22 protein-coding genes and 1 pseudogene are annotated in these 26,161 nt (G+C 59.2%); 12 read left to right on the plus strand and 11 right to left on the minus strand.

What is annotated here, in order from left to right:
• Positions 1–5 precede the first annotated feature (5 nt).
• Positions 6–974 (plus strand): substrate-binding domain-containing protein, encoded by a 969-nt coding sequence (locus MUU55_RS26465; protein WP_244763774.1) that lies wholly within the window; start codon positions 6–8, stop codon positions 972–974.
• Positions 975–1,034: 60 nt separating this feature from the next.
• Positions 1,035–1,622: a DJ-1/PfpI family protein gene (locus MUU55_RS26470; protein WP_244763775.1), complete on the plus strand. Its 588-nt coding sequence runs from the start codon at positions 1,035–1,037 to the stop codon at positions 1,620–1,622.
• Between the two features lie 170 nt (positions 1,623–1,792).
• Here the strand turns inward: MUU55_RS26470 and MUU55_RS26475 are convergent, their stop codons facing one another.
• Positions 1,793–2,572 (minus strand): SDR family oxidoreductase, encoded by a 780-nt coding sequence (locus tag MUU55_RS26475; RefSeq protein ID WP_244763776.1) that lies wholly within the window; start codon positions 2,570–2,572, stop codon positions 1,793–1,795.
• On the minus strand, positions 2,569–2,898 hold the full coding sequence (locus MUU55_RS26480; RefSeq protein WP_244763777.1) for a nuclear transport factor 2 family protein: 330 nt from the start codon (positions 2,896–2,898) through the stop codon (positions 2,569–2,571). The genes MUU55_RS26475 and MUU55_RS26480 overlap by 4 nt, the downstream gene beginning before the upstream one ends.
• A 138-nt stretch (positions 2,899–3,036) precedes the next feature.
• On the opposite strand from MUU55_RS26480, the gene MUU55_RS26485 reads away from it, so the two are divergent.
• Positions 3,037–3,933, plus strand: a complete 897-nt coding sequence (locus MUU55_RS26485; RefSeq protein ID WP_244763778.1) for a LysR family transcriptional regulator — start codon at positions 3,037–3,039, stop codon at positions 3,931–3,933.
• Positions 3,934–4,286: 353 nt separating this feature from the next.
• On the opposite strand, the gene chrA is transcribed toward MUU55_RS26485, so the two are convergent.
• The 3 genes from chrA to MUU55_RS26500 form a co-directional block, all read right to left on the minus strand.
• Positions 4,287–5,696: a chromate efflux transporter gene (chrA, locus tag MUU55_RS26490; protein WP_244763779.1), complete on the minus strand. Its 1,410-nt coding sequence runs from the start codon at positions 5,694–5,696 to the stop codon at positions 4,287–4,289.
• A gap of 4 nt (positions 5,697–5,700) precedes the next feature.
• Positions 5,701–6,513 carry a chromate resistance protein ChrB domain-containing protein gene (locus MUU55_RS26495; RefSeq protein ID WP_244763780.1) on the minus strand — a complete coding sequence of 271 codons (813 nt, stop codon included), beginning with the start codon at positions 6,511–6,513 and terminating at the stop codon, positions 5,701–5,703.
• 328 nt (positions 6,514–6,841) lie between these two features.
• Entirely contained in the window at positions 6,842–7,384 is a 543-nt protein-coding gene (locus MUU55_RS26500) for a hypothetical protein (RefSeq protein ID WP_244763781.1), read from the minus strand.
• Between the two features lie 830 nt (positions 7,385–8,214).
• Here MUU55_RS26500 and MUU55_RS26505 point away from each other — a divergent pair.
• The 8 genes and pseudogenes from MUU55_RS26505 (at position 8,215) to MUU55_RS26540 (ending at position 14,052) form a co-directional block, all read left to right on the plus strand.
• Positions 8,215–8,517 (plus strand): DUF982 domain-containing protein, encoded by a 303-nt coding sequence (locus tag MUU55_RS26505; protein WP_244763887.1) that lies wholly within the window; start codon positions 8,215–8,217, stop codon positions 8,515–8,517.
• 839 nt (positions 8,518–9,356) lie between these two features.
• A pseudogene (locus MUU55_RS26510) lies at positions 9,357–9,590 on the plus strand (transposase); the annotation flags it as partial.
• 185 nt (positions 9,591–9,775) lie between these two features.
• Positions 9,776–10,048: an HWE histidine kinase domain-containing protein gene (locus tag MUU55_RS26515; RefSeq protein ID WP_244763782.1), complete on the plus strand. Its 273-nt coding sequence runs from the start codon at positions 9,776–9,778 to the stop codon at positions 10,046–10,048.
• Positions 9,937–10,464: a hypothetical protein gene (locus tag MUU55_RS26520; RefSeq protein WP_425314237.1), complete on the plus strand. Its 528-nt coding sequence runs from the start codon at positions 9,937–9,939 to the stop codon at positions 10,462–10,464. Before MUU55_RS26515 ends, MUU55_RS26520 begins: the two co-directional genes overlap by 112 nt.
• 106 nt (positions 10,465–10,570) lie before the next feature.
• Entirely contained in the window at positions 10,571–11,812 is a 1,242-nt protein-coding gene (locus MUU55_RS26525) for an MFS transporter (protein WP_244763783.1), read from the plus strand.
• A gap of 45 nt (positions 11,813–11,857) precedes the next feature.
• Complete coding sequence (locus MUU55_RS26530) at positions 11,858–13,114, plus strand: arsenic transporter (protein ID WP_244763784.1); 1,257 nt, start codon at positions 11,858–11,860, stop codon at positions 13,112–13,114.
• A 195-nt stretch (positions 13,115–13,309) separates the two neighbouring features.
• A complete protein-coding gene (locus tag MUU55_RS26535) occupies positions 13,310–13,756 on the plus strand; it encodes a PRC-barrel domain-containing protein (protein WP_244763785.1) in 447 nt (148 codons plus the stop codon).
• Positions 13,757–13,848: 92 nt separating this feature from the next.
• Positions 13,849–14,052, plus strand: coding sequence for a CsbD family protein (locus MUU55_RS26540; protein ID WP_244763786.1), 204 nt, complete (start codon positions 13,849–13,851; stop codon positions 14,050–14,052).
• Between the two features lie 89 nt (positions 14,053–14,141).
• Here MUU55_RS26540 and MUU55_RS26545 read toward each other — a convergent pair whose 3' ends face one another.
• Entirely contained in the window at positions 14,142–17,261 is a 3,120-nt protein-coding gene (locus MUU55_RS26545) for a response regulator (RefSeq protein WP_244763888.1), read from the minus strand.
• A gap of 164 nt (positions 17,262–17,425) precedes the next feature.
• On the opposite strand from MUU55_RS26545, the gene MUU55_RS26550 reads away from it, so the two are divergent.
• Complete coding sequence (locus tag MUU55_RS26550; RefSeq protein ID WP_244763787.1) at positions 17,426–18,427, plus strand: sensor histidine kinase; 1,002 nt, start codon at positions 17,426–17,428, stop codon at positions 18,425–18,427.
• A 57-nt stretch (positions 18,428–18,484) separates the two neighbouring features.
• Here MUU55_RS26550 and MUU55_RS26555 read toward each other — a convergent pair whose 3' ends face one another.
• The 5 genes from MUU55_RS26555 to MUU55_RS26575 all read right to left on the minus strand — a co-directional run bounded on the left by MUU55_RS26555 (position 18,485) and on the right by MUU55_RS26575 (position 26,124).
• The gene (locus MUU55_RS26555; protein WP_244763788.1) at positions 18,485–19,648 is read right to left on the minus strand and encodes a GAF domain-containing protein; all 1,164 of its coding nucleotides are present in this window, start codon (positions 19,646–19,648) and stop codon (positions 18,485–18,487) included.
• Between the two features lie 206 nt (positions 19,649–19,854).
• Positions 19,855–20,763, minus strand: coding sequence for a PhnA-like protein (locus tag MUU55_RS26560; RefSeq protein WP_244763789.1), 909 nt, complete (start codon positions 20,761–20,763; stop codon positions 19,855–19,857).
• Positions 20,764–21,128: 365 nt separating this feature from the next.
• Positions 21,129–21,308: a CsbD family protein gene (locus MUU55_RS26565; RefSeq protein WP_244763790.1), complete on the minus strand. Its 180-nt coding sequence runs from the start codon at positions 21,306–21,308 to the stop codon at positions 21,129–21,131.
• Positions 21,309–21,445: 137 nt separating this feature from the next.
• Positions 21,446–22,969 carry a helix-turn-helix transcriptional regulator gene (locus MUU55_RS26570; RefSeq protein WP_244763791.1) on the minus strand — a complete coding sequence of 508 codons (1,524 nt, stop codon included), beginning with the start codon at positions 22,967–22,969 and terminating at the stop codon, positions 21,446–21,448.
• 38 nt (positions 22,970–23,007) lie between these two features.
• A complete protein-coding gene (locus MUU55_RS26575; protein ID WP_244763792.1) occupies positions 23,008–26,124 on the minus strand; it encodes a type II toxin-antitoxin system ParD family antitoxin in 3,117 nt (1,038 codons plus the stop codon).
• Positions 26,125–26,161: the final 37 nt, after the last annotated feature.

Below are 26,161 nucleotides of genomic sequence, written 5' to 3' on the forward strand. Positions count from 1 at the left end.
AGAAAATGAAGTCTATCATGCAGAAAGCCGGTCTGTTGTTGTCGACCGCCGCACTAATCCTGGCTCTGCCGCTTGGCAGCGCACAGGCCGAAGGTGAGAAGGTTACCATTGCCGTCTCTATTCCTGCTGCCACGCACGGATGGACCGGGGGGGTCGTGTATCACGCCGAGCAGGCCGAAAAAGAAATCGAGGCTGCATTCCCCAACATCGATGTCGTTCTGTCCACCGCTTCTTCGGCCCCCGCGCAGGTTTCCGCACTGGAAGACCTCTCGGCAAGCCGCAAGCTCGATGCGCTTGTCATTCTGCCCTTCACGTCGGAAGAATTGACCGGTCCGGTCGAGCAGATCAAGCAGAAGGGCACCTTCATCTCCGTGGTCGACCGTGGCCTCACGGATCCGTCGGTCCAGGATCTCTATGTGGCCGGCGACAACATTGCGGTCGGCGCCAACACGGCGCACTGGCTCTCCGACAAGCTCGGCGGCGAGGGGCAGATCGTCGTGTTGCGCGGCATTCCGACCGTGATCGACGACGAGCGCATCAAGGGCTTCTCGGATGTCATCGCCAAAACCAACATCAAGATCCTCGATATCCAGTATGCCAACTGGAACCAGGACGAAGCCTTCAAGCTGATGCAGGACTATCTTGCCAAGTATCCGAAGATCGATGCCGTCTGGGCAAACGACGACGATATGCTGCTCGGCGTCATCGAGGCCGTCGACAATGCTGGCCGCAAGGACATCAAATACGCTCTCGGCGGCAATGGCATGAAGCAGGTCATCGAGATGGTGAAAGAGAAGAACGAGCGCACGCCCATCTCGACGCCCTATCCGCCGTCGATGATCAAGTCCGCCATCTACATGACTGCGGCCCAGTTCAACGGGCAGGCACCGGTGCGGGGTTCCTTCCTGCTCGGAGCGCCGCTGATCACGCCTGACAACGCCGATCAGTTCTACTTCCCCAATTCCCCGTTCTGACCCTTAGCGATGCCCGGCTCTTCCGGGCATCGCCCCATCATTGACAACAGGAGATATGACATGAGCGGCAAAAAGATCCTCATGCTGACCGGCGAGTTCACCGAGGAATACGAGATTTTCGTATTCCAGCAGGGGATGGAAGCGGTGGGCCATACCGTCCACGTTATCTGCCCGGACAAGAAGGCCGGCGATCGCATCAAGACGTCCTTGCACGATTTTGAAGGCGACCAGACCTATACGGAAAAGCTCGGCCACTATGCCGACATCAACAAGACGTTCTCCGAGGTTCGGGTCGAAGAATACGACGCGGTCTATGCCGCAGGCGGTCGCGGCCCCGAATATATCCGCACCGACAAGCGCATCCAGGATATGGTCCGCCATTTCCACGAGACCGGCAAGCCGATTTTCACGATCTGCCATGGCGTGCAGATCCTCATGGCCGTTCCCGGTGTGCTCAAGGGTCGAAAGGTCGCCGGCCTCGGCGCTTGCGAACCCGAAGTGACGGTCGTTGGCGGCATCTATATCGACGTGAAACCGACGGAAGCCCATGTCGACGGCAATATGGTTTCGGCAAAGGGCTGGACGGGGCTTGCCGCCTTCATGCGCGAGTGCCTCAACGTGCTCGGAACGAAGATCACGCACGTCTGATTTTCCCGCACTACACGGTCAGCCGCCCCCGCGTTTCGACGCGGGAGCACCCGGCAGCGGGACAATGATTTGCTCGTTCGGCGTTGAACACTTCAACCGAAGCGGCACGCATATTCATGCCTGCCGCGTCGGTGATGGCCTTTTGCGATAGACCAATGAACCTTGGATATTCAAACAGTCGGAATAGTCCCGCCATCGATCACATGCTCGGTCCCCGTAATGGAGGTTGCTCGGTCCGAGGCAAGGAACGCGATCAAATCGGCGACTTCTTCAGGTGAGGCCGGCCTTCCCAGTGGGATGCCGCCGAGTGTGTTCATGATTACTTGAACCGCTTCATCGTAGCTGATGCCGGCTTCCTCGGCTATGCGCAGAGCCAGACCATTCGACCTAGGATCCGCGATCCAGCCGGGAGAAACCCGCACCACGCGCACGCCCTTCGGCGAAACCTCTTTGGAGATGCTTTTGCTGTAGGTGCTGAGAGCCGCCTTGGCCGAAGCATATCCCGTGGTCGCCTGCGGCAGAGGCAGCCGGTTCTGGATCGATGTGACGTGGATGACAACGCCGTGTCCCTGCGCGACCATCCCAGGAATAAGGGTCCGATCCAACCTGACCGCCGGAAGGAAGTTGAGGTTGAACTCCTTGTCCCATTCCTCATCGGTGAGCGCGGCAAAGCCGCCTGAAGGAGCGGAGGAGCCACCCAGCACGTTCACCAGAATATCGAGCCCACCGAGTTCTCGACCAACCGCATCGACGACGGTCTGAACCCCTGCCTTGGTCGTCAGGTCGGCTTCGACAAACGCTACACCAGAGAGGTTCGGAGGCTTCGTACGCGCCGTTGTCAGCACCCGCGCGCCCAGTTCCTTGAACAGCGCCACGGTTGCCGCACCCGCACCGGACGTGCCGCCCGTGATCAGAGCCCTACGGCCTTCGAGGGTGAGAAACTTACTCATACGGTGATCTCCAGCTCTTCCACCTTGTCGCCCGCAAGGACGAAGAAGAACTGCAGATCGATCGGGCTGCCGGGGAAAGTGCCGACGACATGGGCGGTCACCTGGGTCTTTCCGTTCTCCGCGCCGATAAAGAAGGGCTCCGCCGTGTAGGTATAGAGTTGTCCCGCTTCCACCATCCACGCCCGGATTTCGTCACGTCCGCGATGGGTCTCGCCCTTGTCTTTCACGACGCCAGTTTCAGTGAAAGCGGCGGCAATGGCGTCCGGTCTGCCTGCCCGGTCTGCCTCGAAATAGTCTTCGATGGCCTTCGGTAATTTGATCGTCACTTGGTCGCTCCAATCCTGTTTGAGCCTCTTGGACTGCGGCTTCGATCTGTGTTCGAGGCCGATGAGAAGAAACTAGATCAGGATGATTGACGCGATAAGCAGGACAAAATAGGATGAGGCATCACGAAAAGCGGGACAATGACGCGATCTGTTCTGGTCGAACTCGAGGCCGTTCTCAGCATAGCCCGCGAAGGCTCGTTTCGGGCGGCGGCGCTGGACCTTGGTATGTCCACGACCGCACTCAGCAATTCCATTGCGAAGCTCGAACAACGACTGGGAATCCGGTTGTTCAACCGCACTACTCGAAGTGTCTCCCTAACTGATGCGGGAAGGACCTTCGTAGAGCGAGTTGGGCCGGCGATAACCGATATCCACGATGCCATGGTCTCGGCTCAATCCCTCCAGGAGACGCCGATCGGGACATTGCGGATTAACGCGTTTGCGACGGCAGCCCGCGAGGTCATGGAGCCGCTCATTCTCGCGTTCCTGACGCGCTTTCCACAGGTGCACATCGACCTGGTGACGGAGGGGCGTCTCGTAGACATCGTTGCGGCTGGTTTCGACCTCGGTCTAAGACCCGCTGACTTGGTGCCGCACGACATGATTGCCGTGCCGCTAGGGTTGAGGCGCAGTAACGCCGTGGTCGCATCGCCGGAGTTCCTGCGCGCTCATGGCACACCAACAGTTCCAACCGACCTCTACAGGTTTCGGTGCATCCGGGCACGTCTGCCGAACAACGCCCTGTTTCGGTGGAGATTTGAGAAGGACGGGGAAGCTATGCAGGTCGATGTGCAGGGCGCGATCACCCTCGACGAGTCAAGCCTCGTTAGGATAGCTGCTCAGAACGGCGTTGGCCTTGGGTACGTCATGGAGGCGGATGTGCGCGAAGACATCGCGACCGGCAGACTTGTCCGCGTCCTTGAGGACTGGACACCGCCGCTGGCCCCGCTGGCGCTCTACTATCCCGGAAGGAAGAACCCACCTGCGGCCTTCAGTGCGTTCATTCGGGCCGCCCGCGATTTTTCGACTGCCTAATTGCCACATCGCATAGTCCAGACGAGGGCAACGTTCTCAAATTTTGCAATTCAGCGATAAAATCGGTGAAAATGCGGTCAGAGATTATGTCTTCCTATCGGCCGATAGCGAACGTCGGCGAGGCTCGACGGGTCGTCCGCTTTCGTCGGCCTTCTTCGGCAAGCGGACCATCCGGATATGGCCTGATATCGGTCGTTCCACATACGATGCGCCGACTTTTGTCGGTGAGCAATTTCCGGATGCTCGCTCTACTCATACAGCGGGGTTGACGGTTAGTATCGGTTCAAGAGCTAACGCCATCTCGCAGCCATTTCGATCTCCGTTTCGCCGTCGCTCCCTTAATGGACGCTTCTCTACCCCTGGCCTCGAATGACCAATTGCCAGCCGACCCCGACAGCCGCCGAAACCGCCAGCACCGTGATGACGGAGAGCTTGAAGCGGAAGATGGCGAATGCCGCCAGCAGGGTCAGGACCAGTGACGGCAGGAGCAGCGATCCGACAACAGGCACGTCCAAGGTGAGAGGACCGACAGCGACGGGCGCGACCTCTGCGAACAGCACGTGCAGCCCGAACCAGACCGCGAGGTTGAGGATAACGCCAACAACCGCTGCCGTAATCGCCGACATCGCCCCGCCTACCGCCGTATTTCCGCGCAATTTCTCGATGAAGGGCGCGCCGGCGAATATCCAGAGGAAACTCGGCAGGAAGGTCACCCAGGTCGTCAGCATCGCGCCCAGCGTCGCGGCCGCCAGTGGAGAGAGGGACCCCGGATCGCGATAGCCCGCGAGAAAGCCGACGAACTGCGTCACCATGATAAGCGGACCGGGTGTCGTCTCGGCCATGCCAAGCCCGTCGAGCATTTCACCCGGACGAAGCCAGCCGTAGTGTTCCACCGCAGCCTGGGCGACATAGGCGAGCACAGCATAGGCGCCGCCGAAGGTCACAATGGCCATCTGGCTGAAGAACAGAGCGATCTTCGAGAACACGTTGTCCCAGCCGAGCACGAGGACCAGCGCGGCGACGGGAATGAGCCAGAGCGCCGCCAGGGCGCCGGAGATCTTGAGCGACCAGGCGAGATTGGGCCTGGCGTGACGCGGGATATCCTCGCCGAGAACGGAATCCCTGTCTTCGAGTATCTTGCCCGACCCCGACTTGTGCCCACCGCCTGCCTTGAACGCGGGAAGCCCTGCCCGCCCTCCGAAGTAGCCGACAAGTCCGGCCCCGACGATGATCAGCGGGAAGGGCACGTGGAGGAAAAAGATCGCGACGAACGCTGCCGCCGCGATGGCGACCATGACGTTGTTTCTCAGAGCCCTGCTGCCGATCCGGAAGACCGCCTGGACAACGACGGCGAGGACCGCGGATTTCAGCCCGAAGAACATGCCCTCAATCGCGTCGGCATCGCCGAAGATCACATAAATGTAGCTGAGCGCCAGGATGGACAGGAAGCCGGGCAGGACGAACAGCAGGCCGGCGATCATGCCGCCCTTTGTCTTGTTGAGGAGCCAGCCGATATAGATGGCAAGCTGATGGGCCTCCGGTCCCGGCAGAAGCATGCAGTAATTAAGCGCATGCAGGAAACGGTGTTCGCCCACCCAACGCTTCTCGTCGACGACGATGCGGTGCATCACGGCGATCTGGCCTGCCGGGCCGCCAAAGCTTAGGGCCGCGACACGCGCCCAAACCTTCACGGCTTCCGAAAAGGGAACGATGTCGTCTGTGCCGGCATCCAAGGGGACATTGGTCTTTGCGAGGTCGGTCACGATTTTATCCCTTCCTCGGGTTGGGCCAGTTGTGGGTCTCTTCCCTCGCATCACGGCACCATCTGTAAAAGGCATCGTAGAGGGTCATTCCCGCCGCGAGCTGTCCGAGATCGTCGTTGAACATGCGCGACAGGCCGAGCGACGCGGCAAGCAGCCCCGGCACTTCGGGGGCAAGGTCGGGTCTCGACGTATCCGCTCCCCGCACGATCGTCGCGAGCCGGAGCATGGGGGCCGTCCCGAGACCGAATTCCTCGACCATGACATCAAAGGTGCAAAGATCGCCACGATGGCTCCAGTAGGCCTCATCGATATCGAAGGATGCGGCGTTGAAGCGATCGGCGACAGCGGCGACCTCGGCGGCAGGCACGAACAGGAAAACCGCGGCCGGATCGACGAAGCGCCGGATCAGCCATGGACAGGCGATGCGGTCGATCTTCGGCCGCGCGCGGGTCACCCAGACCGTTCGCCCGCGGCTATCGCGGGCCGGCAGTTTTTCTTCGGGGACAAGGGCCGCCTTTGATGCGCGCCAGGCTTCGAAGCCGCCTTCGAGAACCTCGGCAGCCTTGCCTACGGCACGAAGATGAGCGGCAACCCCGTGGCCGAGCTTCTGGCCTTTCTGGCACAGGACGACGGATGGCCCCGTCAGTTCTTCAGCCCAATCGGCAACGGCACGGTAATCGCGCCTCCTGGATCCCGGCAAGAGGCGGGGGTCGGCGGCAAAGTCCTCGTCGTTGCGGACGTCGATAATCATCGGCGCGTTCGGCGTGCCGACGATGCGGTTGAGTTTTTCGGGTGTGATTTCAAGAAATGACGGCATAGCGCGTCCCTCCGGTTTCTCGGGTTCAAAGGACGCGATTCTTCGGCCGTGGCCTCGTGGGGCGATCGCTACCCCATGGGCGAGAATTTGCATCGCGGCCCCGTTATGTCAAGCGCGCGCAATCGTGGTCGCGCTCACTTCAACGGTCTGAGAGGCGCAAAGACGATTGCGACCAACTCTGCGATTTGCGGCTATGCATGCCGACAAAATGCGCCAAAACCGACCATCAGTAGACAATTTGGCAGGCTCGACGGTAAGTTTTAAAGTGTGAGTTGATCCCAAGAAAAGGCGAGGCTGGCTTGTCTCTGTGCGGTTTCGCTAACTGCGTTCAGATAAACGGTGAGAGGGCCGCAGGGATACCGAGAACGATGGTGAGGCTGAGGACGATTGCCGTTGCCAGCTTCAATCGATTGCGTTTGCGTGTTGTTTCGCCAGTCCAATCGTAAGCCATGGTTGTCCCTTCATAGGCATTCAAGCCGCGTATTGATTTGCGGGAGCGCAAATCTGTCCGCGTCACCGGCGCAAGACAACCCGTTAAATCTTGGGACTCGAATGGTGAAAGGGGAAAACCCGGGAGCGCCTCGTACCGCTCAACCGGGTCCCTGCAGGGTCGATCTGATCTAGGCACCAAATCGATCCGTGCAGCTCTCGTGTTGGAAAGTATCGGGATGCGGAGCCCCACTTGATTGGAGCAGCGCGCATGGGCCTCCCTCAGAATTCGCCGAGCGCGATAGACGTCGAATGGGATCGGCTCGTTGGCGAGTCTAATTTGCTCAAGTTGTCTGTCGATATCGGCAATTGCGCGCGCCAGATCGTCGGCCGGCGCGTGTTTTGGCGCGATGCGGCGAAGGTTCCGGTGCGGCATGTTCATTCCTCGAATCAGGCTCCATCATGATCCCGGCCCAACCTATTCTTATGTCCGGTCGATCCAAGCTACCGGAGATTGCGAGCGGCCGCTTGGTCTCCAAAATCTAAATTGTCTCGAACTGCTGTAGGCATTTGTGCCGTTTCCATACGCCATCTTCGCAGGATTGAGTGCCCGCGAGGATCGACTTAGGGGGCAATCATAGAGCTGCTCGAATACCTTCAATGTCCATCCGCGGGGCTGATTTCGATCCCAGCCTTTTCATGATCGTCGCGACGACAATGCCTATCGAGGCATGCCAGTGGTTACGACGGAGGTCTTCACCTCGTAATTGAGTTTTGCTTCCGCCAGGTACGTGTCAAAGTGCTGCCAAACGGAGGAAACCAATGACCATCACCCCAGTGAAATTCACAGTGAAGCATTCTGTTGTCGTCGAGGGACACAAAGTCGATAACGGGATCTACGTCGGACAGAAGATTTCGGACACTGAGATTGAGCGACAGCAACGCCGGAAGCATTCTTTTTCTCTGCATTTAGTCGAACCGGTCTCCGGGAGGACGTCAAAACCCGCAGAACGGTTCGACCTCGACGTTACCGCCCTCGTGTCCACTGGGGCGATCTCAGTAAGTTAGGTGAGTGGTTCATCTGCAGAGTCGCCGTCATCGATGAGCGAGATCTGGAGGCGGCTCATAGGCGCACGGCGCCATCTCGCCATGTTTTTCGCCGGCGCCACTGAGATTAATCTTGAAACTTAAAACCCGTGGAAATACATCTTCGGTCGGTGCTCGATCCCGACACCACCCTTGTTGATCACCAACGTTTTCAGTGAGGTAGAGATGAACTCTAAGGTATTTGATAGACCCGTATATCTGAGGGAGCGCAGGGAGCTGATCCGAGAGATAACGTGCCTGGAGGACGCCATCGATTTTCTAGAAGAATGGCCTGAGAGAGATCGTGACATCGTTCACGACGCGGCATTGAAGACCTGCTACATGGCCTTCGATGGTCACAAACCCGTAAAGACTGGACGCAATGCCATTCGCTCTTTTGGAGAGAAGAAGGGCATTCTGGTGAAATCTCCCAGTGTCATGCCGTGGATGATCCGGTCGCGCTCTGGCGGTGGACGCCTGTCCGCATAGGAGCCCTTGCAGACGGGAGAGGCTGCCGACGCGGCCTCTCTTGCTAACAGCCCCGTCGTACCGCTGCCGCGTGTCGCGAGCATTGCAAAGTAACCGCGCACCGGCCGAGAAGAGGGCATAGGATGTCTAGCTTGTACAGCTCTATCCCATTGTCGGCGCGGTTCACGTCTTGCTTGATTTGAAAAGCGAAAAGTGATCGATCCCTGGTCCAGATAGCTACAGTGTGTAAGTCTCGTGAGTTCATATCCCATCAAGGCGAAGACGTAGGTAAAGGCTTGCGAGCGACCACATTCCATGCGCGCTGACGGAGATACGCCTCTTTGTACCCATTTCGACATCTCCGGCACATGACAACTCGAGCTAAAGACCATGTAACTCCCACGTCAGATTTTCATCAGGCCTGCATATGTCGACTATCAAGCCAAGCTTTCACTATGTCGGGCGGACAATAGGGGATGCGCGACAAGGAAGCGATCTGCGCCTCCGATCGGCCAGCAATATGGTATGACTGCTTGGCCATGGCTTAGTTCATGCGCCTCACATCCATGGCCGTTAAGTGGTCCAGATGCACACCGGGAGTGTCGCAGTAGCCTACAGCGACGTCAGGTGCGATTGGCATGAACCGAACCCTACGCGTGCCTGTCGTACCGCCACGTGAGCCTATCGAGGCATATCCGCTCATATCATCGCCGAGAATGAACGACGTCTTAGAGGGCGCTACGTAGATGGCCAATCCTAGGTTACGGAACTCTTCCAGCATCTCGTCAGGCATAGTGACCTGAGCCCCTGACCTTCCTACAGATTTTGGTAGAGTCCGTCATATCAAGGAGACGGACGGAATGAAGCGTGCACGGTTTACGGACGAGCAGATCATCGGGATGCTGAAGGAGCAGGAGAGCGGTCAGAGGACGGCCGATGTCTGCCGCAAGCACGGAATATCCGAGGCGACCTTCTATAAATACAAGGCCAAGTATGGCGGCATGGAGGTATCCGATGCCCGCAAGCTGAAGGCCTTGGAAGATGAGAATGCCAAGCTGAAGAAGCTGCTCGCCGAAGCGATGCTGGACAACGCCAGGAGGAAACTTGGGTCTCAGGTCAAACCGTTCCAGACGACACGTCACCATCGAGATGGGCGTATAATCCCAATCTCGATCACTATCTCCCCCATCAAAAGCCGCGCCGGCGAGCTCGCCGGTGCATCCAGCATCGCCCGGAACATCTGGAGACACGCGACAGCGACCGCCGGCTTCGCCTTTTGATGCGAGAAATCAGTCATCGCGTTAGAAATCAATACGCCATTGTGCTGGCCGTCATCCGGCAGACGGCGACCCGCTCCCGCTCAGTTGAAGAGTTCGAGAGGCGGATCCGCGAACGGATCATGGCGCTGTCTCATTCGCATGATCTTCTCTCGCAGGTCGATTGGGCCGGCGTCAGCCTCGCCGATCCTGTGGCGCATCAACTCCAACCCTTCGGGGCTCTACAGCCGGTGCAAAGCCACATCCGCCGCACAAGAAAAGGACGAGTCATTTAGCGGCGTTCGGCGTCACGGCGTTCGCGATTCTAGCGCTTGGCGCGGCCGCCGGCGCCGGTGCGATGAAACTGGCGCGTCCCGGCCTGGAACTCGCCCCCACAACGCCGGTTGCGATTTCGGCGATGCAGGACTGGAGCCTCGTGACCGTCAAGGGAAAGGTGGCCGAAGTCTTCGGCAATAAGTTCATTGTCCAGGACAATAGTGGACGCGCGCTGGTGGAGACTGGGCCTGCCGGCGACAGCGGAAAGCTCGTCGCGCTCGACGAACCCGTCAGCGTCCAGGGCCGCTTCGAGCACGGCTTCCTGCACGCGACCTACATCATCCGTCAGGACGGCAGCGTCGAAGCGCTAGGGCCGGCCGGTGGTCCCCCGCGCCACGGCCTGATCGAAAACATGCTGCGCCATGGCAAACCCTAACGATATCAGCAGTTCTGCAGCAATCGGCCGCCTGGAACTTTTGTATTCATCGTCCGTTCCAAGCGGCCATCACATCCCTTAACGCTAGGCGTACGACGAGGCCTGTATGCAAACCACTTCACGGACAGGCCTGAGCGATCGGTCCCTGTTGGCGCTCGCCTTCCTCAATTTCTTCCTTGCCGATGCGCGCGACGGCTTGGGGCCCTTCCTCGACGGCTTTCTGGCGACCCAAGGCTGGTCACCAATGACGCTGGGTATCGTCGCCACGCTCGGCGGTGTGCTGGGCATGGTAGCAACGCCGTTGTTCGGGGCTTGGGTCGATGCGTCTCACCGCAAACGCACACTTATCATCGTTCCCGTGGTCCTGGTCAACGCAGCAGCACTGTGGACGCTTGCGAGCCCCGGCAACGCATCGGTTTTCGGTGGCCAATCGGCAACGGCGATCGTCGGCGCCATCGTCGGCCCGGCGCTGATGGGCCTGACGCTGGGGCTGGTCGGGGAGAAGCGCTTTTCGCATCAGGTGGCCAGAAACGAATTCTGGAACCATCTCGGCAACGTCGCTTCCCTTGCCGGCATCTATGCGGCGACCGTCGCTTTCGGCCTGAACGGCATCATCGGGCTGATGGTCCTGACGGCGGTGGCCGCCGTTGTGGCGACGCTCGCCATCGACCCGAAGAAGATCAATCATGACGTCGCGCGTGGCCTTGCCCATGACGACGGCGCCCCCGGTCCGTCCGGCTATTCCGTTCTGGTCAGCACCAAGGGGCTCATCCTGCTTGCCGTAACGCTGATGATCTTCCACTTCGGCAATGCGCCGATCAGCCGCCTGATCGCCCAGGATTTTTCCATCCAGCTCGGCACCCCGTTCCGCACCACGGCGGTGACCACGGGCGTTTCGCAGCTTGCCATGATCGTCATGGCGCTCGCGGCGCCGTTTCTCATCCGCCGTTTTGGCCTGGCGAGCATCTTCCTCATCGGCCTGCTGGCGCTGCCGGTTCGCGGCGCGATTGTCGGTTCATTCACAAATTTTTCCGTCATCTTTCCCGTGCAGATCCTCGATGGCATCGGTGCCGGACTGATCGGTATCGCCACCCCAGTCGCGGTGGAAAGGATCCTGGCCGGCACGGGGCGGTTCAATGTCGGGCTTGCCGCGGTGATGACCGTGCAGGGGGTCGGGGCGTCGCTCAGCAATGTGGTTGCCGGCTGGCTGACGGACATGGGCGGCTACGGGCTTGCCTACTGGGTCCATGGCGGCGTTGCCGCATTCGCTGTCGCAGCCTTCGTGATCGGCCGGGAAAGTATTGCTCCGCCGCATAATGGCGATATGGATGCCACGGCCGGTCGCTGATGACGATGGGCCGTCGCCGGTTCCGAAATTCGGTTTGGACGTACGATGAATGCACTCACCATGACCTGGGGTATAGCCGGCCTGACCGCGCTCGGTGTCATCACCCGGCCCTTTGCCTGGCCGGAAGCGGTATGGGCGGTCGTCGGCGCGCTCCTGCTCGTGGGGCTCGGGCTGATTGGCCCGGCCGAGGCCTGGACCGGCGTCGCCAAGGGGATCGACGTTTACCTGTTCCTCGTCGGCATGATGCTGCTGTCCGAACTAGCACGCCAGGAAGGGCTGTTCGACTGGCTTGCTTCGATCACGACCGCCTATGCAAAAGGCTCGCCCAGGCGACTGTTCGTCCTGATCTACGCCGTCGGCGTCGTGGCGACCGCGTTCCTGTCGAATGACGCGACCGCGGTGGTTCTGACGCCGGCCGTCTACGCAGCCTGCAAGGCGGCCAAGGTGCGCGATCCCATGCCGTACGTGTTCATCTGCGCGTTCATTGCCAATGCCGCGAGCTTCGTTTTTCCGATCTCCAACCCGGCCAATTTGGTGATTTTCGGGGGCGGGCACATGCCGCCGCTGTCGCGCTGGCTCGCAACCTTCGGCCTGCCTGCGATCGCGTCCATCGTCGTGACGTTTCTCGCACTGTACTGGACCCAGCGCTCGGTAATCCGGGCCGATAGCGTCGCCGTCGATGTGCAGGCCGTACCGCTATCATGGAGCGGGAAGCTGGCGGGCTTTGCGTTGTGTGGCACGGCCGTCATCCTGCTGTCCGCGTCGGTCATGCATTTCGATCTCGGCCTTCCGACGTTTCTTGCCGGTTGCTTAGCAACCGCCGCGGTCCTGCTCATCACCCGGCAAAGTCCTGTCTCGACGTTGATGGGTGTTTCGTGGAGCGTTTTGCCGCTTGTCGCTGGATTGTTCGTCGTCGTCGAGGCGTTGAACCGGACGGGACTGATCGACCATCTCGCGCAGGCCCTTTCCCATAGTGCGTCGACATCTCCAACCTGGACTGTCGCTGGCGCAGGCGCGCTGGTCGCGCTGCTGTCCAATCTCGTCAACAACCTGCCGGCCGGACTGGTTGCGGGAAGCGCCGTCCAGTTGGCGGATGTGTCCGACAAGGTCGCCGGTGCAGTGTTGATCGGCGTTGACATTGGTCCCAACCTCTCTGTCACGGGGTCGCTGGCGACAATTCTTTGGCTGAGTGCGCTACGCCGCGAGGGTTTGAATGTCGGCGCCTGGGCGTTCTTGAAGGTCGGATTCATAGTGATGGTGCCGGCGCTCGCTGCATCACTTGTGGTTTTGGCATTGCAGTAGTGGATCCGGTTCCCGGGTAAGTGCTCCGGACGCATTGCGTTTGGGGACGATGGTAGAACTGCTCATGAGCCCGTGACTGGAAGACCAATGCCGTTTCGATAAGTTATTGTTTTAAGAAAGCTTCGGAACAATGTCGATGTCTGCTCATTTATGGGCTGCCTGCGACGTCGCAGGCCGCTATACAGGAGCCAACGTATGAAACTTTCCATCATTGCCGCCGCCTTCTCGCTCGTCGCAGTCTCGGGCGTCGCCCACGCCCAGGAAACTGTTGCCACGGGAACGGATGCCATTTTGGCGGGGCCCGGAATCACGATGGGAAAAATGGCAACGATGCCGCTGAAATACGTAGAGATCAAAGACACCGATCTCGTCACCTCGAAGCTTGTTGGCGTCGACATCTACAACAAGCAGGATGAGAACATTGGCGAGATTTCCGACATCGTAATTGGCGATGGCAAGTCTGTGATCGGTGTTGTCGCAAGCGTCGGTGGCTTTCTGGGGCTCGGCACTAGCTATGTCGTGATCGATCCTGCATCCTTGGCTCTGGCAGACGACAACGGTACCTGGAAGGCCTACGTCGATACGAATAAGGATGATCTCTCCAAGGCGCCGAAGTTCGATTACGACAAGATCAAAAAGTAATTGCGGCACACATCCGCGCGGTGGTCGCGTACGCTGGAACCACCTCCGCGATAGCTGCGTTTAATCTCTCGTGAACTCAAAAGGAGACACCGATGGACTGGAACCGCGTTGAAGGCAACTGGAAGCAGGTCAAGGGCAAGATCAAGGAACAGTGGGGCAAACTCACGGACGATGATCTCGATGTGATCGACGGCAAGCGCGAACAGCTCGAAGGCAAGATTCAGGAGCGTTACGGCTACGCCAAGGACCAGACGACCAAGGATATCGACGACTGGTACGGTCGTCAGACCTGGTAATGATGAAACCCCGCTTCGGCGGGGTTTTTAATTTAGGCAATATGGGCGCGAAAATGCTGCCGGCTTTATTTCACAAAGCCCGCAGATTTTCATTTCGATGAATTCGCTTCTGCAAGCACGGCTTTCAGTTGGTCCAATGTGAACGGTTTGGGCAGTTGAAGCGCATACGCTATACCCGAGGCCGATTTTGCATTGTTGTCGCCACTGGCGAAGACGATCCGCGTTTCGGGCCAACTCTCTCTCACTCTGCGCGCAAGGTCGATTCCGGACATGCCAGGCAGTCCTACATCGGTGAGCAGGACGTCAACCTTCTCCGCGCCCAGTATCGAAAGTGCGCTTTCGGCTGAGCCGGCTTCGAAAACTGAATAGCCAAGTTCTTCAACTATATCGACCGTCGACATCAGGATCAAAGGTTCATCTTCCACAACGAGCACGCTCAAAGCTGCGCCGAAGAGCGATTGCTCATTCCGAGCTGGGCCCGGCTCGTGATTTTCCAGGCGCTCACGTGCGATCTGGTGCTGGCGCGCATTGCCAAGGACGTGGCGAACTTTGCGCGCTAACGCCTCGCGTGTGTATGGCTTTGAAAGCAGCTCGACGCCGGGGTCCAGCCTCCCGCCATGCACGATCGAGTTTTCCGTGTAGCCAGACGTGTAAAGCACCGCCATGCCAGGGAACAGCGCCTTAGCCTTTCTGGCAAGCTCCGTGCTTCGCATGGGGCCGGGCATCACAACGTCAGTAAACAGCAGGTCGATTTGGATGCCGCTGTTCACGATGGCGAATGCCGACTGCGCATCGTGGGATTTCAGAACGCGGTATCCAAGGTCGGTCAGCAGCGCCACCGATGTTTCCCGAACCCCGTCATCGTCTTCAACGACGAGCACGGTCTCCGTGCCGCCCTTCGCCGGAGTGGCGTTCACATCCGTCAGACTATCCTCAGCTTGCATCGTACGAGGCATGTAGAGCTTCATTGTGGTACCATGGCCGACTTCACTGTAAATCTTCAGGTGTCCGCCGGACTGTTTCAAGAAGCCGTAGACCATCGAAAGGCCCAGACCGGTGCCCTTGCCATCTATCTTAGTGCTGAAAAAAGGTTCGAGCACATGCTCGATGATATCCGGTGATATACCCGACCCCGTATCGGTCACTGCAACGAGAACGTACTGGCCAGGTCGTACGACCTCATGCTTGCGGGCATAATCGTCATCGAGAACCGAGTTTGCAGTCTCAATCGTCAGCCGGCCGCGGCCATCCATTGCGTCCCGAGCGTTGATTGCAAGGTTCAGTATGGCGTTCTCCAACTGACTGGGGTCGATAAGCGTGTTCCAGAGGCCGCCAGAGACGATGGTTTCAAGTTCGATCTCTTCGCCGAGCGCCCGGCGCAACATGTCATCCATGTTCTGAACAAGCTTGCGAACGTTGATGACTTTCGGCTCAAGCGGCTGCCGACGTCCGAATGCCAGGAGCTGGGAGGCCAGTTTCGCCCCACGCTCGACGCCGGCCAGAGCGTTTTCGACACGCTGGGCTGCGCGAGGATTTCCGTCAATGTCCTTGGACAGGAGCTGAAGGTTGCCGCTCACGACTTGAAGAAGATTGTTGAAGTCATGGGCGACACCACCGGTGAGATTTCCGAGCGCTTCCATTTTCTGCGCCTGCCTCAAGGCGAGCTGAGCGTTTTCGCGCTCGACGGTTTCCTTCTCGAGATCCAGGAGAGCGGTTCTCAGTTCGTGGGTGCGTTGCTCAACTCTTTGCTCAAGGGTGTGATTGATGCTTTGAAGCTGATCCTCAGCGCGTTTCTGGTCCGTGACATCGAAGCCGTCGACGAAAATTCCTGTAACTGCACCTTCAATATCAAAGATCGGTTGGTAGATCAGGTTGATGAAGCGCTGGTCCGGCTCCTTTTCGCCCTCACGCTGGAGTGATACCGGCAGGTATCGGCCGATATATGCATTGCCTGACTGGTAGACGCCGTCGAGCAACTCGAAAAAGCCTTGTCCGGCGACCTCCGGGAGCGCGTCTCTGACACTCAGACCAAGAAGCTGGCGGTGCCCCACCAGCTGCAGATAGGCGTCGTTAACGAGCTCGAACGTGTGATCGGGGCCACTCAAAATGCACATGAAACTTGGCGCTTGTTGAAACAACGCGCGCATGCGGTCCCGTTCTGCCGTGCGAAGCTCAACCTCCGAGGAAAGCTGGCGATTGAGCTGCTCAAGCGCAGCGGCCGCCTGCTCTCGCAATTCGGCAGCCTCCGCCAGTGCCTCCGCTCGCCGCCGCTCCGTTTCGAACGCCTCAGCGCTCGCCAAACGTGAGGTTATCTGGCCCGCGATCAGCTTTAGGAAATCAAGGTACTCGTCACTAAGCGCTCGGTGAGGATTGAGCCCACTGATCAATACTCCTTTTGGCTTGTCACTGCCCTGTCCGATCAAGGGGACTATAGCCGCTCGAGACGGTGCCTTTGGCCATGGTCCCGATGGGACGTCCGCGATCGCCGAGAGGTCTACCAAAGCAACAGCCTGTTTCGACCAGGCGCTGTCGAGGCTCCAAATGCCTAAGCCACGCTCGATTTCTGCAGGCATAAGACCATGGTCAGTAGCAGAACCGCAGATCCACTCCCGCCTCGCGTCGCCTTTATCGTCGAAGATATAGAGAGCGCTGAAGGGTAGGTCCTGCAGGTTCGCATTGAGCGCTGCGTAAGAGGCGCTAAAGACCTCACGCTCGGTGTTTGCCGCCGCAAGTCCCGAGGCAAGGGCCCGCATCGTCGACATGCGGCGTTCACTGATGACCCTCTCGGTCTCCTCGGTGACGGCGCAAAAAACACCTTCGACTTTGCCACCGTCTCCTATGAGCGGGCTATACGAGAAGGTGTGGTAGGTCTCCTCCGCGTAGCCATCGCGCTCGAGCAACAGAAGAAGCGCCCTGTCCCAGGTTGCGTGACCCGTTTCGTAAACCGTTGCCAGACGTCCTTTAATATCGTCCCATATTTCTGACCAGAGTATTTTCGTCGGCACGGCAAGAGCATTCGGGTGCTTGTTGCCAAGCGTTGGTCGATAGGCATCATTGTAGAAAAACGCGATCTCCGGCCCCCATCCGAGCCACATTTCAAACTTCGACGTCAACAGAAGACGGATGGCTACCTTGAGTGCTTCAGGCCATGCGTCCGGTTGGCCGAGGGAGCTGTTTGCCCAGTCGTGGTGGCGCATCATACGCGCCATTTCGCCGTCGCCGACAAAAATATCCTGAAATTGATCTGATACTTGTAGGTTCATGGCACTTCCATCGGACTTTTGCAGAGCCCACATAGGCCATTGATAACGCTTGTCCAGCCCGGTAGTTCTGGACTGGGGAGCGTTTTTGCACTTGGTGGAAGAGATTTAGGATGAGCCAAACGAAATCACAGCCAGAGTGGAGTGCGGAAGAGCTCAGGAGGGCTGTAAAGTCGGCCGGGGTCGCACTGTGGACCTGGATCGTCGACGACGATACGTTCGTGATGGACGCCAAAGCCTATGAGCTTTGGAATATTCCCGTCGAGGAAGACCTGACTTTCGAACATCTCTCTGCAAAGGTGCACCCCGCCGACCGCGATCGGGTCCGGGCGGCATTCGTGGCAACACGTGCAGTCGATGGCCCGTTCGAAATTGACTTCCGTATCATGACCGATGCGTCGGATGTCAGGTGGGTGTCCGCGCGTGGCCAGGGCAATGACGGCGATGCCGCAACGAAAAAGATGACTGGCATTTTCCTTGATGTAACGGGCCGCAAGCAGGCGGAGGAGGGACATGAACTGCTCGCCGGCGAGATGAGCCATCGTGTGAAGAATCTGCTGGCCCTTGCGGCAGGTCTGACGACGCTCACCTCGCGCGCGACCGAGACGAAGGAGGATATGGCCAAGCAGCTGACGCAGCGGCTGACGGCTCTCGGCCGCGCCCATGAACTGGTCCGCCCGCTTCCCGACGGTCAGGGAAGCGCTGCTTTGCTGGGTGACCTTTTCACGGTGCTGCTGGCGCCCTATGATGACGTTGGCGCTTTCGCCGGCCGCATCCGTGTGGCGGTCCCGCGATTGGGACTCGGCGAGAAGGCGGCGACGAGCCTCGCGCTGGTCATTCACGAACTGGCGACGAATTCGCTTAAATATGGCGCACTGTCAAACGACACCGGGTTGCTCGACATTTCCGGGTCGCTGGTCGAAGACGATGTCGAGATTGTTTGGAACGAGCACGGCGGCAAGGGCGTGCGGGCGCCTGATCCGACCGAAGGCTACGGCAGCAAGTTGCTCCAGCGCACGGTTTCCGGGCAACTTGGCGGGTCGATCGACTACGATTGGGTCGAGGGTGGCGTCGTGGTGACGCTCAGGATGAAGGAAAGCCATCTCGCGGACTGACAGGCGTGCCGTGGGTTTTAGACCGGAGCGATGTAAGGCGCTCCACAGATGCGGGCGCTATCGCTGAAGCATGGATGTAGGAATGTCGAGGGTCACCACCAGGCCGTCAGCCAGGAAGTTTCGCTCGAGCGTTCCCATGAGCTGCGCCTCGACCGTCCTGGCGACCATTCTGCTCCCGAATCCCTTTCTGGACGGCTCATGCGTCAGCGGCGGCCCGCCGACTTCGCGCCAGACCATATGGAAGATGTCGCCTTCGCAGCGGCCCGTCAGATCGATATAGCCATCGACCGTCGAAAGCGCGCCGTACTTGGCCGCGTTGGTGGCCAGCTCGTGGATGACAAGGGCAAGGGCTGACGCCGCCTTTTCGCCGACGGACACCGTTGGGCAGAAAACCTTGACATGCCGGTCGTTGCGCTTGAAAGGCGCGAGCAGCGCGTCGATCAAACTCCCAAGGCCGCCGGTAAATCCGTCGCCATCGGATTTGACGTTGATGATAAAGTCGTTCGCCTTGCTGAGCGCCTGTATCCGTCCTGTGACGCTTCGCACGAAGCCGTCGAGATCGGTCTTTGTTCTCGATGACACGATAAGCAGACTGGAGATTACCGAGAAGATGTTCTTGATACGATGGGCAAGCTCACCCTGGATGAGGGAACGCTGCGCGTCGAACCGCGCCATTTCGGCAACCCGCTCCCGCAGCGAGATCTGCTCTTCGACGAGTTTGGCGAAATCTGCAAGGATTTCCTGCTCGCGGGCCGTCCATGTATGGGGAATAGAATCGATAGCGCACAGCGATCCCAGAACGTGGCCATCCTCGCTCTTCAGGGGTATGCCGAGGTAGGCGCGAACATTCAATTCCGGTATCGCAAGATTGTCGCAAACGAGAGGATCAAGCGTGGCATCCGCTATCACCAGCGGCGCGGCCCTGGAAACGACGTGCTGGCAAAACGAATGCGTCAAGGGCGTTTCGCGCTCGGTCTTCCACGGTTCGGGCAGCCCGAACGTGCTTTTAAAGAACTGTCGCTTCGCATCCACAAGGGAAACAAGCGCTACCGGCACCGACAGGGTCGCCGCCACCAGCCGCGTGAGACGGTCGAAGCGTTCCTCGGGGCCGCTATCCATCAGATCGGTCTGATAAAGCGCCGACAGCCGCTCCTGGCCGATGTCCAACCGATGGTTATCAATATTTCCGGAGAGTGGGGACGCGTCGAATACTCGGGTCAAGTTGTGTCCTTGGACATTGTTCAAGATCTGTACAAGCCAATGCGGCGACAGTCATTGCCCACTTCTCCATCGTTCAATTAGATATCGGATACGCGGAAAGCAAGGCCGTGATTGGAAATGGAGCGCTGTAAAGCAGGTCTGAGCGGTAAATTTCCGCCAGCTTTCCTATCGCTGGCGGAAACTGTTCGTGACCCATGTTGGAAGTATCAATCCTGACCGCGGGTACTCGCAGCATTGTAACTCAATTTTGTTCCCATTGCGCCGCCGAACCAGGACGCAACCGCACCAAGCAAGAGGGCTGCAAATGCGAGGATAGCACCGGCAGCAACGATTTTGGTTGCCGCCTCGGCCGTGTCGACGGCTTTCTGCTTCGCCGTTTCTACCGCCTGCTTGTACTGAACCTCATATTGCGCCACCTGCGACTTGGCCTGATCCAAGGGAATGTCTTGAGCGCGTGCCAACGCGTCGGCAGCCCGGTGGCGCGCGTCGTCCGCTCTGGCCTGGTCACCGGAGACGGCGGCCTGCACAGCCGCGACGGCCGCGTCGCGCAGAGCCTGAGGATCATTGCCGTTCGTCACAGACCGGATCTGCTGCTCGATGTCTGAAAACGGATTGTCGACATTGGCCACGACGGGCGCTGCTGCCGTGACGGTCGTCGCCGCCGTCCGGCCCAGGCCTACGAGCATGCTGCCCAGTCCGCTGAAAGCCCCGCCGACGAGTGCGCCGATCGACGTTGTCAGGAGATAGAGAGCCAGCAGCGTCGTGACGGCCCATGAGGTCAGCCCGTGATAACCGCCGGTCGATTTGACCGGGCGCCCGGACAGGCGGCTGGCGATGTAACCGCCAATGAAAGACGCGACAACGCCGGCGACCACAAACCAGATGACCCCGACCGTAGAGAAGGCGCCGGCCGACGGATTATCGGAGGTTGCCGGGTCAATCACAGACGCACCGATGCCGACGCCCAGAAGGTTGAGAAGAACCTGAACGGAAAGCGCGACGGCAACACCGGCGAGGACCGCGCCCCACGAGATCCTGTTGAGAAGAACATTTCCATGCAGATTGGGTGATGAAAGCCTGTCCGAACTGCGAACGACTTGATCAGAGTCTGTCATGGAATAGTCCTCGATTGATAAATTGTAACGGGAGTGCTTGCTAAGAGCGCTATGAGCCGGTCTAGCTCGCCACGTGAATGCGGCAGACCACGCGTCTTGACGTGAAACCAGCAACTATCTCGATTGCCCTTGCGACCGCCCAATCGGATGACGCGTATCCGGTCAATAGAACCGCGCGTTCGATAACTTCGACATCGATCGCACAGTCGCAGAGGTCCTCTGAATAGGACAAGAGGCACCTTATCGCCGGGCCGATCGAAAATTGGTCGGGCGATGGCGACAGTGACACCATAGGCGGTGAAAACAGCATCATCTCAGCCTCCGGACGTGATCAGGCTCGCCCGAGCGAGCCTGATTTTGCAAACTTACTTCAGGGCGTCCCTGACCGCGTCCTTGCCTTTGCCGACGGCGCTCTGCGCTTCGCCTGCCGCCTTATCGACCTTGCCTTCGGCTTCGAGCTTCTTGTTGCCCGTCAGCTTGCCAGCGGCTTCCTTGATGGTGCCTTTCAGCTCCTTGGCGGCGCCTTCGATACGATTCTTGTCCATGGTATATCCTTTCCACGTTGTTCATTCTTAAAGACCTGACGCCGGACTTGCCGGTGTCATGTCATCGAAAATGGGCCAGCGTTTGAAGGATTTTGAGATTTGAAAATACTAACACGGCTAGTAGTTCGTGACCTTTTTTAGCGACTCGAACTACTTTTTGTGTCTTTCGGGCGAACGGCAGCTTTTCGGTTAGGCGCACCCGTAAAACCCCGCTCGCGTGCCCAGATCACCGCGGCAGCGCGTCTGTTGACGCCGATCTTTCCATAAAGAGATGTGACGTGGTTGCGTATGGTGTTCTTTGAGAGATGCAGGCTTTTGGCCATCTCCGCATCACTTTTTCCGACGCAGATCAAGCCGAGGATTTCGCGCTCCCTTTCACTCAGTTCCATCAGGCTGGCTGTGGGGACCGCGGTCGAGCCCTGTTTGAGCGTTGCCAGACGGTCGACGATCGAGCGGCTGAACCATGACGTGTCTGCCATGACACTCTCGATTGCTTCGACCAGTTGGGCCTCGCTGCGACTGCGTTCGGTGACATCCTGAAGAGCCCAGATCACACATTGCTCGTCATTGATCTCCACCCTTTCGGCGGAGACGAGACAGTCGGCCGTTCCGCCGTCCTTCTGCTTCATGCGCAGCGGCTCGTTTCTAACAAAGGTGTTGTCGCGCAGCTTCTGCTCCAGTGTTCTCCGAGCTGCGGTATCTTCCCAGAGTTTGAGTTCTGCCGCTGTCCGGCTGACGACTTCCGTCAAAGCATATCCGGAAGTCTGCAGGAAAGCGTCATTCGCCTCCACGAACACAAAATCGTCGAGACGGGATATCGCGGCGGGTGCCGGCGAAAGCCGGAAGGATTTTGAGAACCGCTCCTCGCTCTGGCGCAGGGCGTTCTGGGCTTTCCTGCGGGCGTCCAGATCCGCAAAGGTGAACAGCATGCACGGCTCTTCGATCACGGAAATCGGTTCCCCGGCGACAATCACAAGCCGGTCACCACCGTTGGGAAGCGGAACGAGTGCCTCGCGGTGGCGGATCACGCGCCTTTCGCTTAGTTTCAGAAGAGCGTCTTCTCCGGTTTCACAGTTCGAGAACAGCCCGACGGCGTCCACGGTCTTGCCGATGACATCCTCCCTGCTGAAGCCCGTCATCTCGAGAAAGCCCCCATTCACGCGAATGAATCGATTGTCTTCCAGACGGCAGATCAGGCCGGGAGCAGGATTGGCGTTGAAGGAGCGTTCAAATCTTTCTTCGGCCTCGAAGCGCGGCGTTTCATCGCGCAGGATGAGAGCGAGCACATCCGCTTTGTCCCCGATGTCCGAGATGATCATGCTGCGGACGGTGTGCACCCAGACAAGATCGAGATCGGTGGATGGCGAGACTTCGAGCGTAACATCGTCGATTGTCTCGCCGGCCAGCAGCCGTTCTATCGGGTACTGGCCTTCTTCCAGCGGATGGTTGTTACGGTATCGCAATGTGAATCGACGTCGATACTCGGTTGCATCCCCACCGAGTTCCTCAATCGCATTTGCGCGATGCATGACGATCGCGGAGTCATTGGCCCAAACGATCGCGCCTGCCTTATCAAGAAGTATGATACCGTCGCTTAGCCCGCCAATGAGTTTCTGGAGGCTGCCCCGGTTGATGCGTGGAGGCTCGGGTTCGTCGTTCATTGGAGGATCCTTGGACTTTCCGTCGCCTGCGGTGAAAACTATTTCGCCGCATCCACCTCGTCTGCCCGGTCGCGCGATGGGGCTTGCGCGCTTGTTTCCATGAGCGCACGGCCAAGCTGTTCTGCATCATAAGGCTTGCAGAGGACGAATCCGTCGGAATCGCGCACAGCAGAAGCGTCCCCGGTCGCAAAGATGATCCTCGATGAAGGCCGCAAAGCACGAGCCCGCTCCGCAAGAACCTTGCCCGAGACGCCCGGAAGGCTGATGTCCGTGACGAGGACGTCGAAGGGAACCGTTTCCAGCGCAGCCATGGCTTCTTCGGCGCTCCCTGCATCAACGACGATGTGGCCTGCGTCCTTCAGGATATCGGACGTGTTCATCCGGATCAGCGCATCGTCTTCAACAAGAATGATCGTAAACTGGACAACGGGTGCGGGCGACGTCTCACGCAGCTTGGGGGCCGGTGGCGGCGAGAGCACGGCGTCGGACCTCTGCCGCTGGTTGTTGATGACGTGCCGGAACTTTCGCGCCAAGGCATCCCGTGTATAGGGTTTGGAGAGGAGTTCCACGCCGGCATCGAGCTTTCCGCCATGAACGATGGAGTTTTCTGTATAACCCGAGGTGAAGAGCACGGCGATATCCGGCAGGCGCTCCTTGGCCTTGCGCGCCAGCTCCGGGCTTTTCAATGTGCCGGGCATGACCACATCGGTGAACAGGATATCGATGGGTATGCCGCTGTCGATGACGTTCAGCGCGCTGGCGGCGTCTACCGCCTTCAGCACGCGGTAGCCGAGATCTGCAAGGAGGGCGACAACCGTTTCCCGCACCTCCTCGTCATCCTCGACGACAAGAACCGTTTCCGTTCCGCCGGCAATCGGCCCGTTGTCGACGTTGATCTCCATATCTTCCGACTCGAGGGCTCGTGGAAGATAAAGCTTGATCGTCGTGCCGTGACCGATTTCCGAATAGATTTTTACGTGGCCGCCGGATTGCTTGACGAAGCCGTAGACCATCGACAGGCCGAGACCGGATCCCTTTCCCTCCGCCTTCGTCGAAAAGAACGGTTCAAAGACCTTGTCGATAATTTCCGGCGGCATGCCGGTCCCGGTATCGGTGACGGCGAGCAGGACGTACTGGCCGGGCGTGACCTCGTCATGCGTGCGCGCATAAAGCTCGTCAAGATGCGCGTTTGACAGCTCGATCGTCAGCTTGCCGCGGCCGTCCATCGCGTCACGCGCGTTGATGGCGAGGTTGAGAACCGCGTTCTCGATCTGCGCGGGATCGATGAACGTGTTCCAGAGCCCTCCGGTGACGACCGTCTCCACCTCGACAGCCTCGCCGATTGCCCTGCGAAGCATGTCGTCCATGCCTTGCACAAAGCGGCTGATGTTGACGACCTTCGGTTCGAGCGCCTGACGACGGCCGAACGCAAGCAACTGACTTGCCAGTTTCGCGCCGCGGCTGACACCGGCCATAGCGTTTGCGACACGTTTCTCGGCGCGTTCGTTTCCGGCGATATCCTTGGAGAGCAAAGCCAGATTCCCGGATACGACCTGGAGGAGATTGTTGAAGTCGTGCGCCACGCCGCCCGTCAGCTTGCCGACGGCTTCCATCTTCTGTGATTGCGCGAGCTTGATTTCCGTCTGCCGGCGCTCGGCAATTTCCGTGATAACCCGCGCCTCAAGCGTTTCGTTCAGCTGCCGCAGCTGTTCTTCCGCCCGCTCGCGATGGCGCACTTGCCGCGCCAATGCATCTGCCTGCTCGCGCAGTGCGGCTTCAGCCGCGCGCTGGTGCGTGATGTCGGTGTGCACGCCAACCCATTCGAGGATGTCCCCGTTCCTGTCGAGAATGGGCAGCGCCCGAACCGCAAACTGGCGCCACGAGCCATCATATCTACGAACCCGGTGTTCATAGACGAACATGGTTTTCGTTGCGACGGCCTGCTGCCAGGCCGCGACGCTTCCAGCCGTATCGTCAGGGTGGACCGCGTTTGACCAGCCGTATCCGTGATATTCTTCCGGTGCTTGCCCGGTCAGGGCAGCCCACCCTGGTTGCTCTCCAACCATGCGGCCGTCGGCGCTGTTCGTCCATAATATCCCGTGGACAGCGTCCATGGCAGTTCGGAAGCGGGCGTTGCTGAACTCGATCGCGGCCTCGCGCGCGGCACGCTCTTGAATGTCGATGCCGAGAATATGCACACCAGGAATTGAGCCGTCCGGTTCGACATGGGGCACATATCGGACCTCCAGGCGCCGGACCGAGCCGTCGGCCTTGGGCATATCCGTTTCGGCCGTAAAGGTTTCACCGGCCAGTCCCCGATCGATCGAGGCTCTGCGGTCGGCATAGGCCTGTTTGCCGATCATGCTCTCGACATGTCGGCCGACCATAGTTTGAGGATCGACATCGAACCAGTCGCGATAGGCGGCGTTGGCAAAGCGGTAGATGTGATCGCGATCGACGTAGGAGATCAGCATCGGCACAGCATCGGTGACCCGGCGCAGCTCCGCCTCTCGCTCGGCGAGTTTCTTCTCCGCGGAAATCCTCGCGCTGTTGTCAACGATCGTGCACATCACGCCGCCGACCGTTCCACTCGCTTCGTAAACCGGTGTGTAGAAGAGGTCCAGTATCATCGTCTGGGGACCGTCCGGACGCTGAAACACGATCGGCTGGTCGCGATGAAACACGGTCTCACCGTTCAGGCCGGCTTCCAGTATAGGCCGATTCCAGTCCCAGACCTCCGGAAAGGCTTTCGCCACGGGTGTTCCCAGTGCCGAAGGATGGCGCTCCCCAGCAATCTCCCGATAGGCGTCGTTGTACAGCATGACGTGCTCGTCGCCCCACATAAGCACCTTCGCGACAGGGGAATTCACGATATTGGCGACAGTCGCCCGCAATTCGAGGGACCAGCCGTCAACCGCGCCAAGGACATTGTTGGCCCAGTCCTTCGTCCTGATGAGGTTGCCGCACTCACCACCGCCGATAGGCCAGCCGGAAACAGGAGCCGACCTCGGCTTTGCATCTGCGTCTCTGAGGGCTCGCAGGCCCGCGCGCACGACCTCGCTGGCATTGGCAAAGTCGCCGGATGCCAGGCGTTCGTTGATGAAACCCTCAAGCTCGGGGGTGAGCGATACGTTGCGTGACTGACGATGGACCATGGCCGTTCGTGCCACCGGTAAGGGGCTGTGTCAACAG

The organism is Shinella curvata (assembly GCF_022899935.1).
Classification (GTDB): Bacteria; Pseudomonadota; Alphaproteobacteria; order Rhizobiales; family Rhizobiaceae; genus Shinella; species Shinella curvata.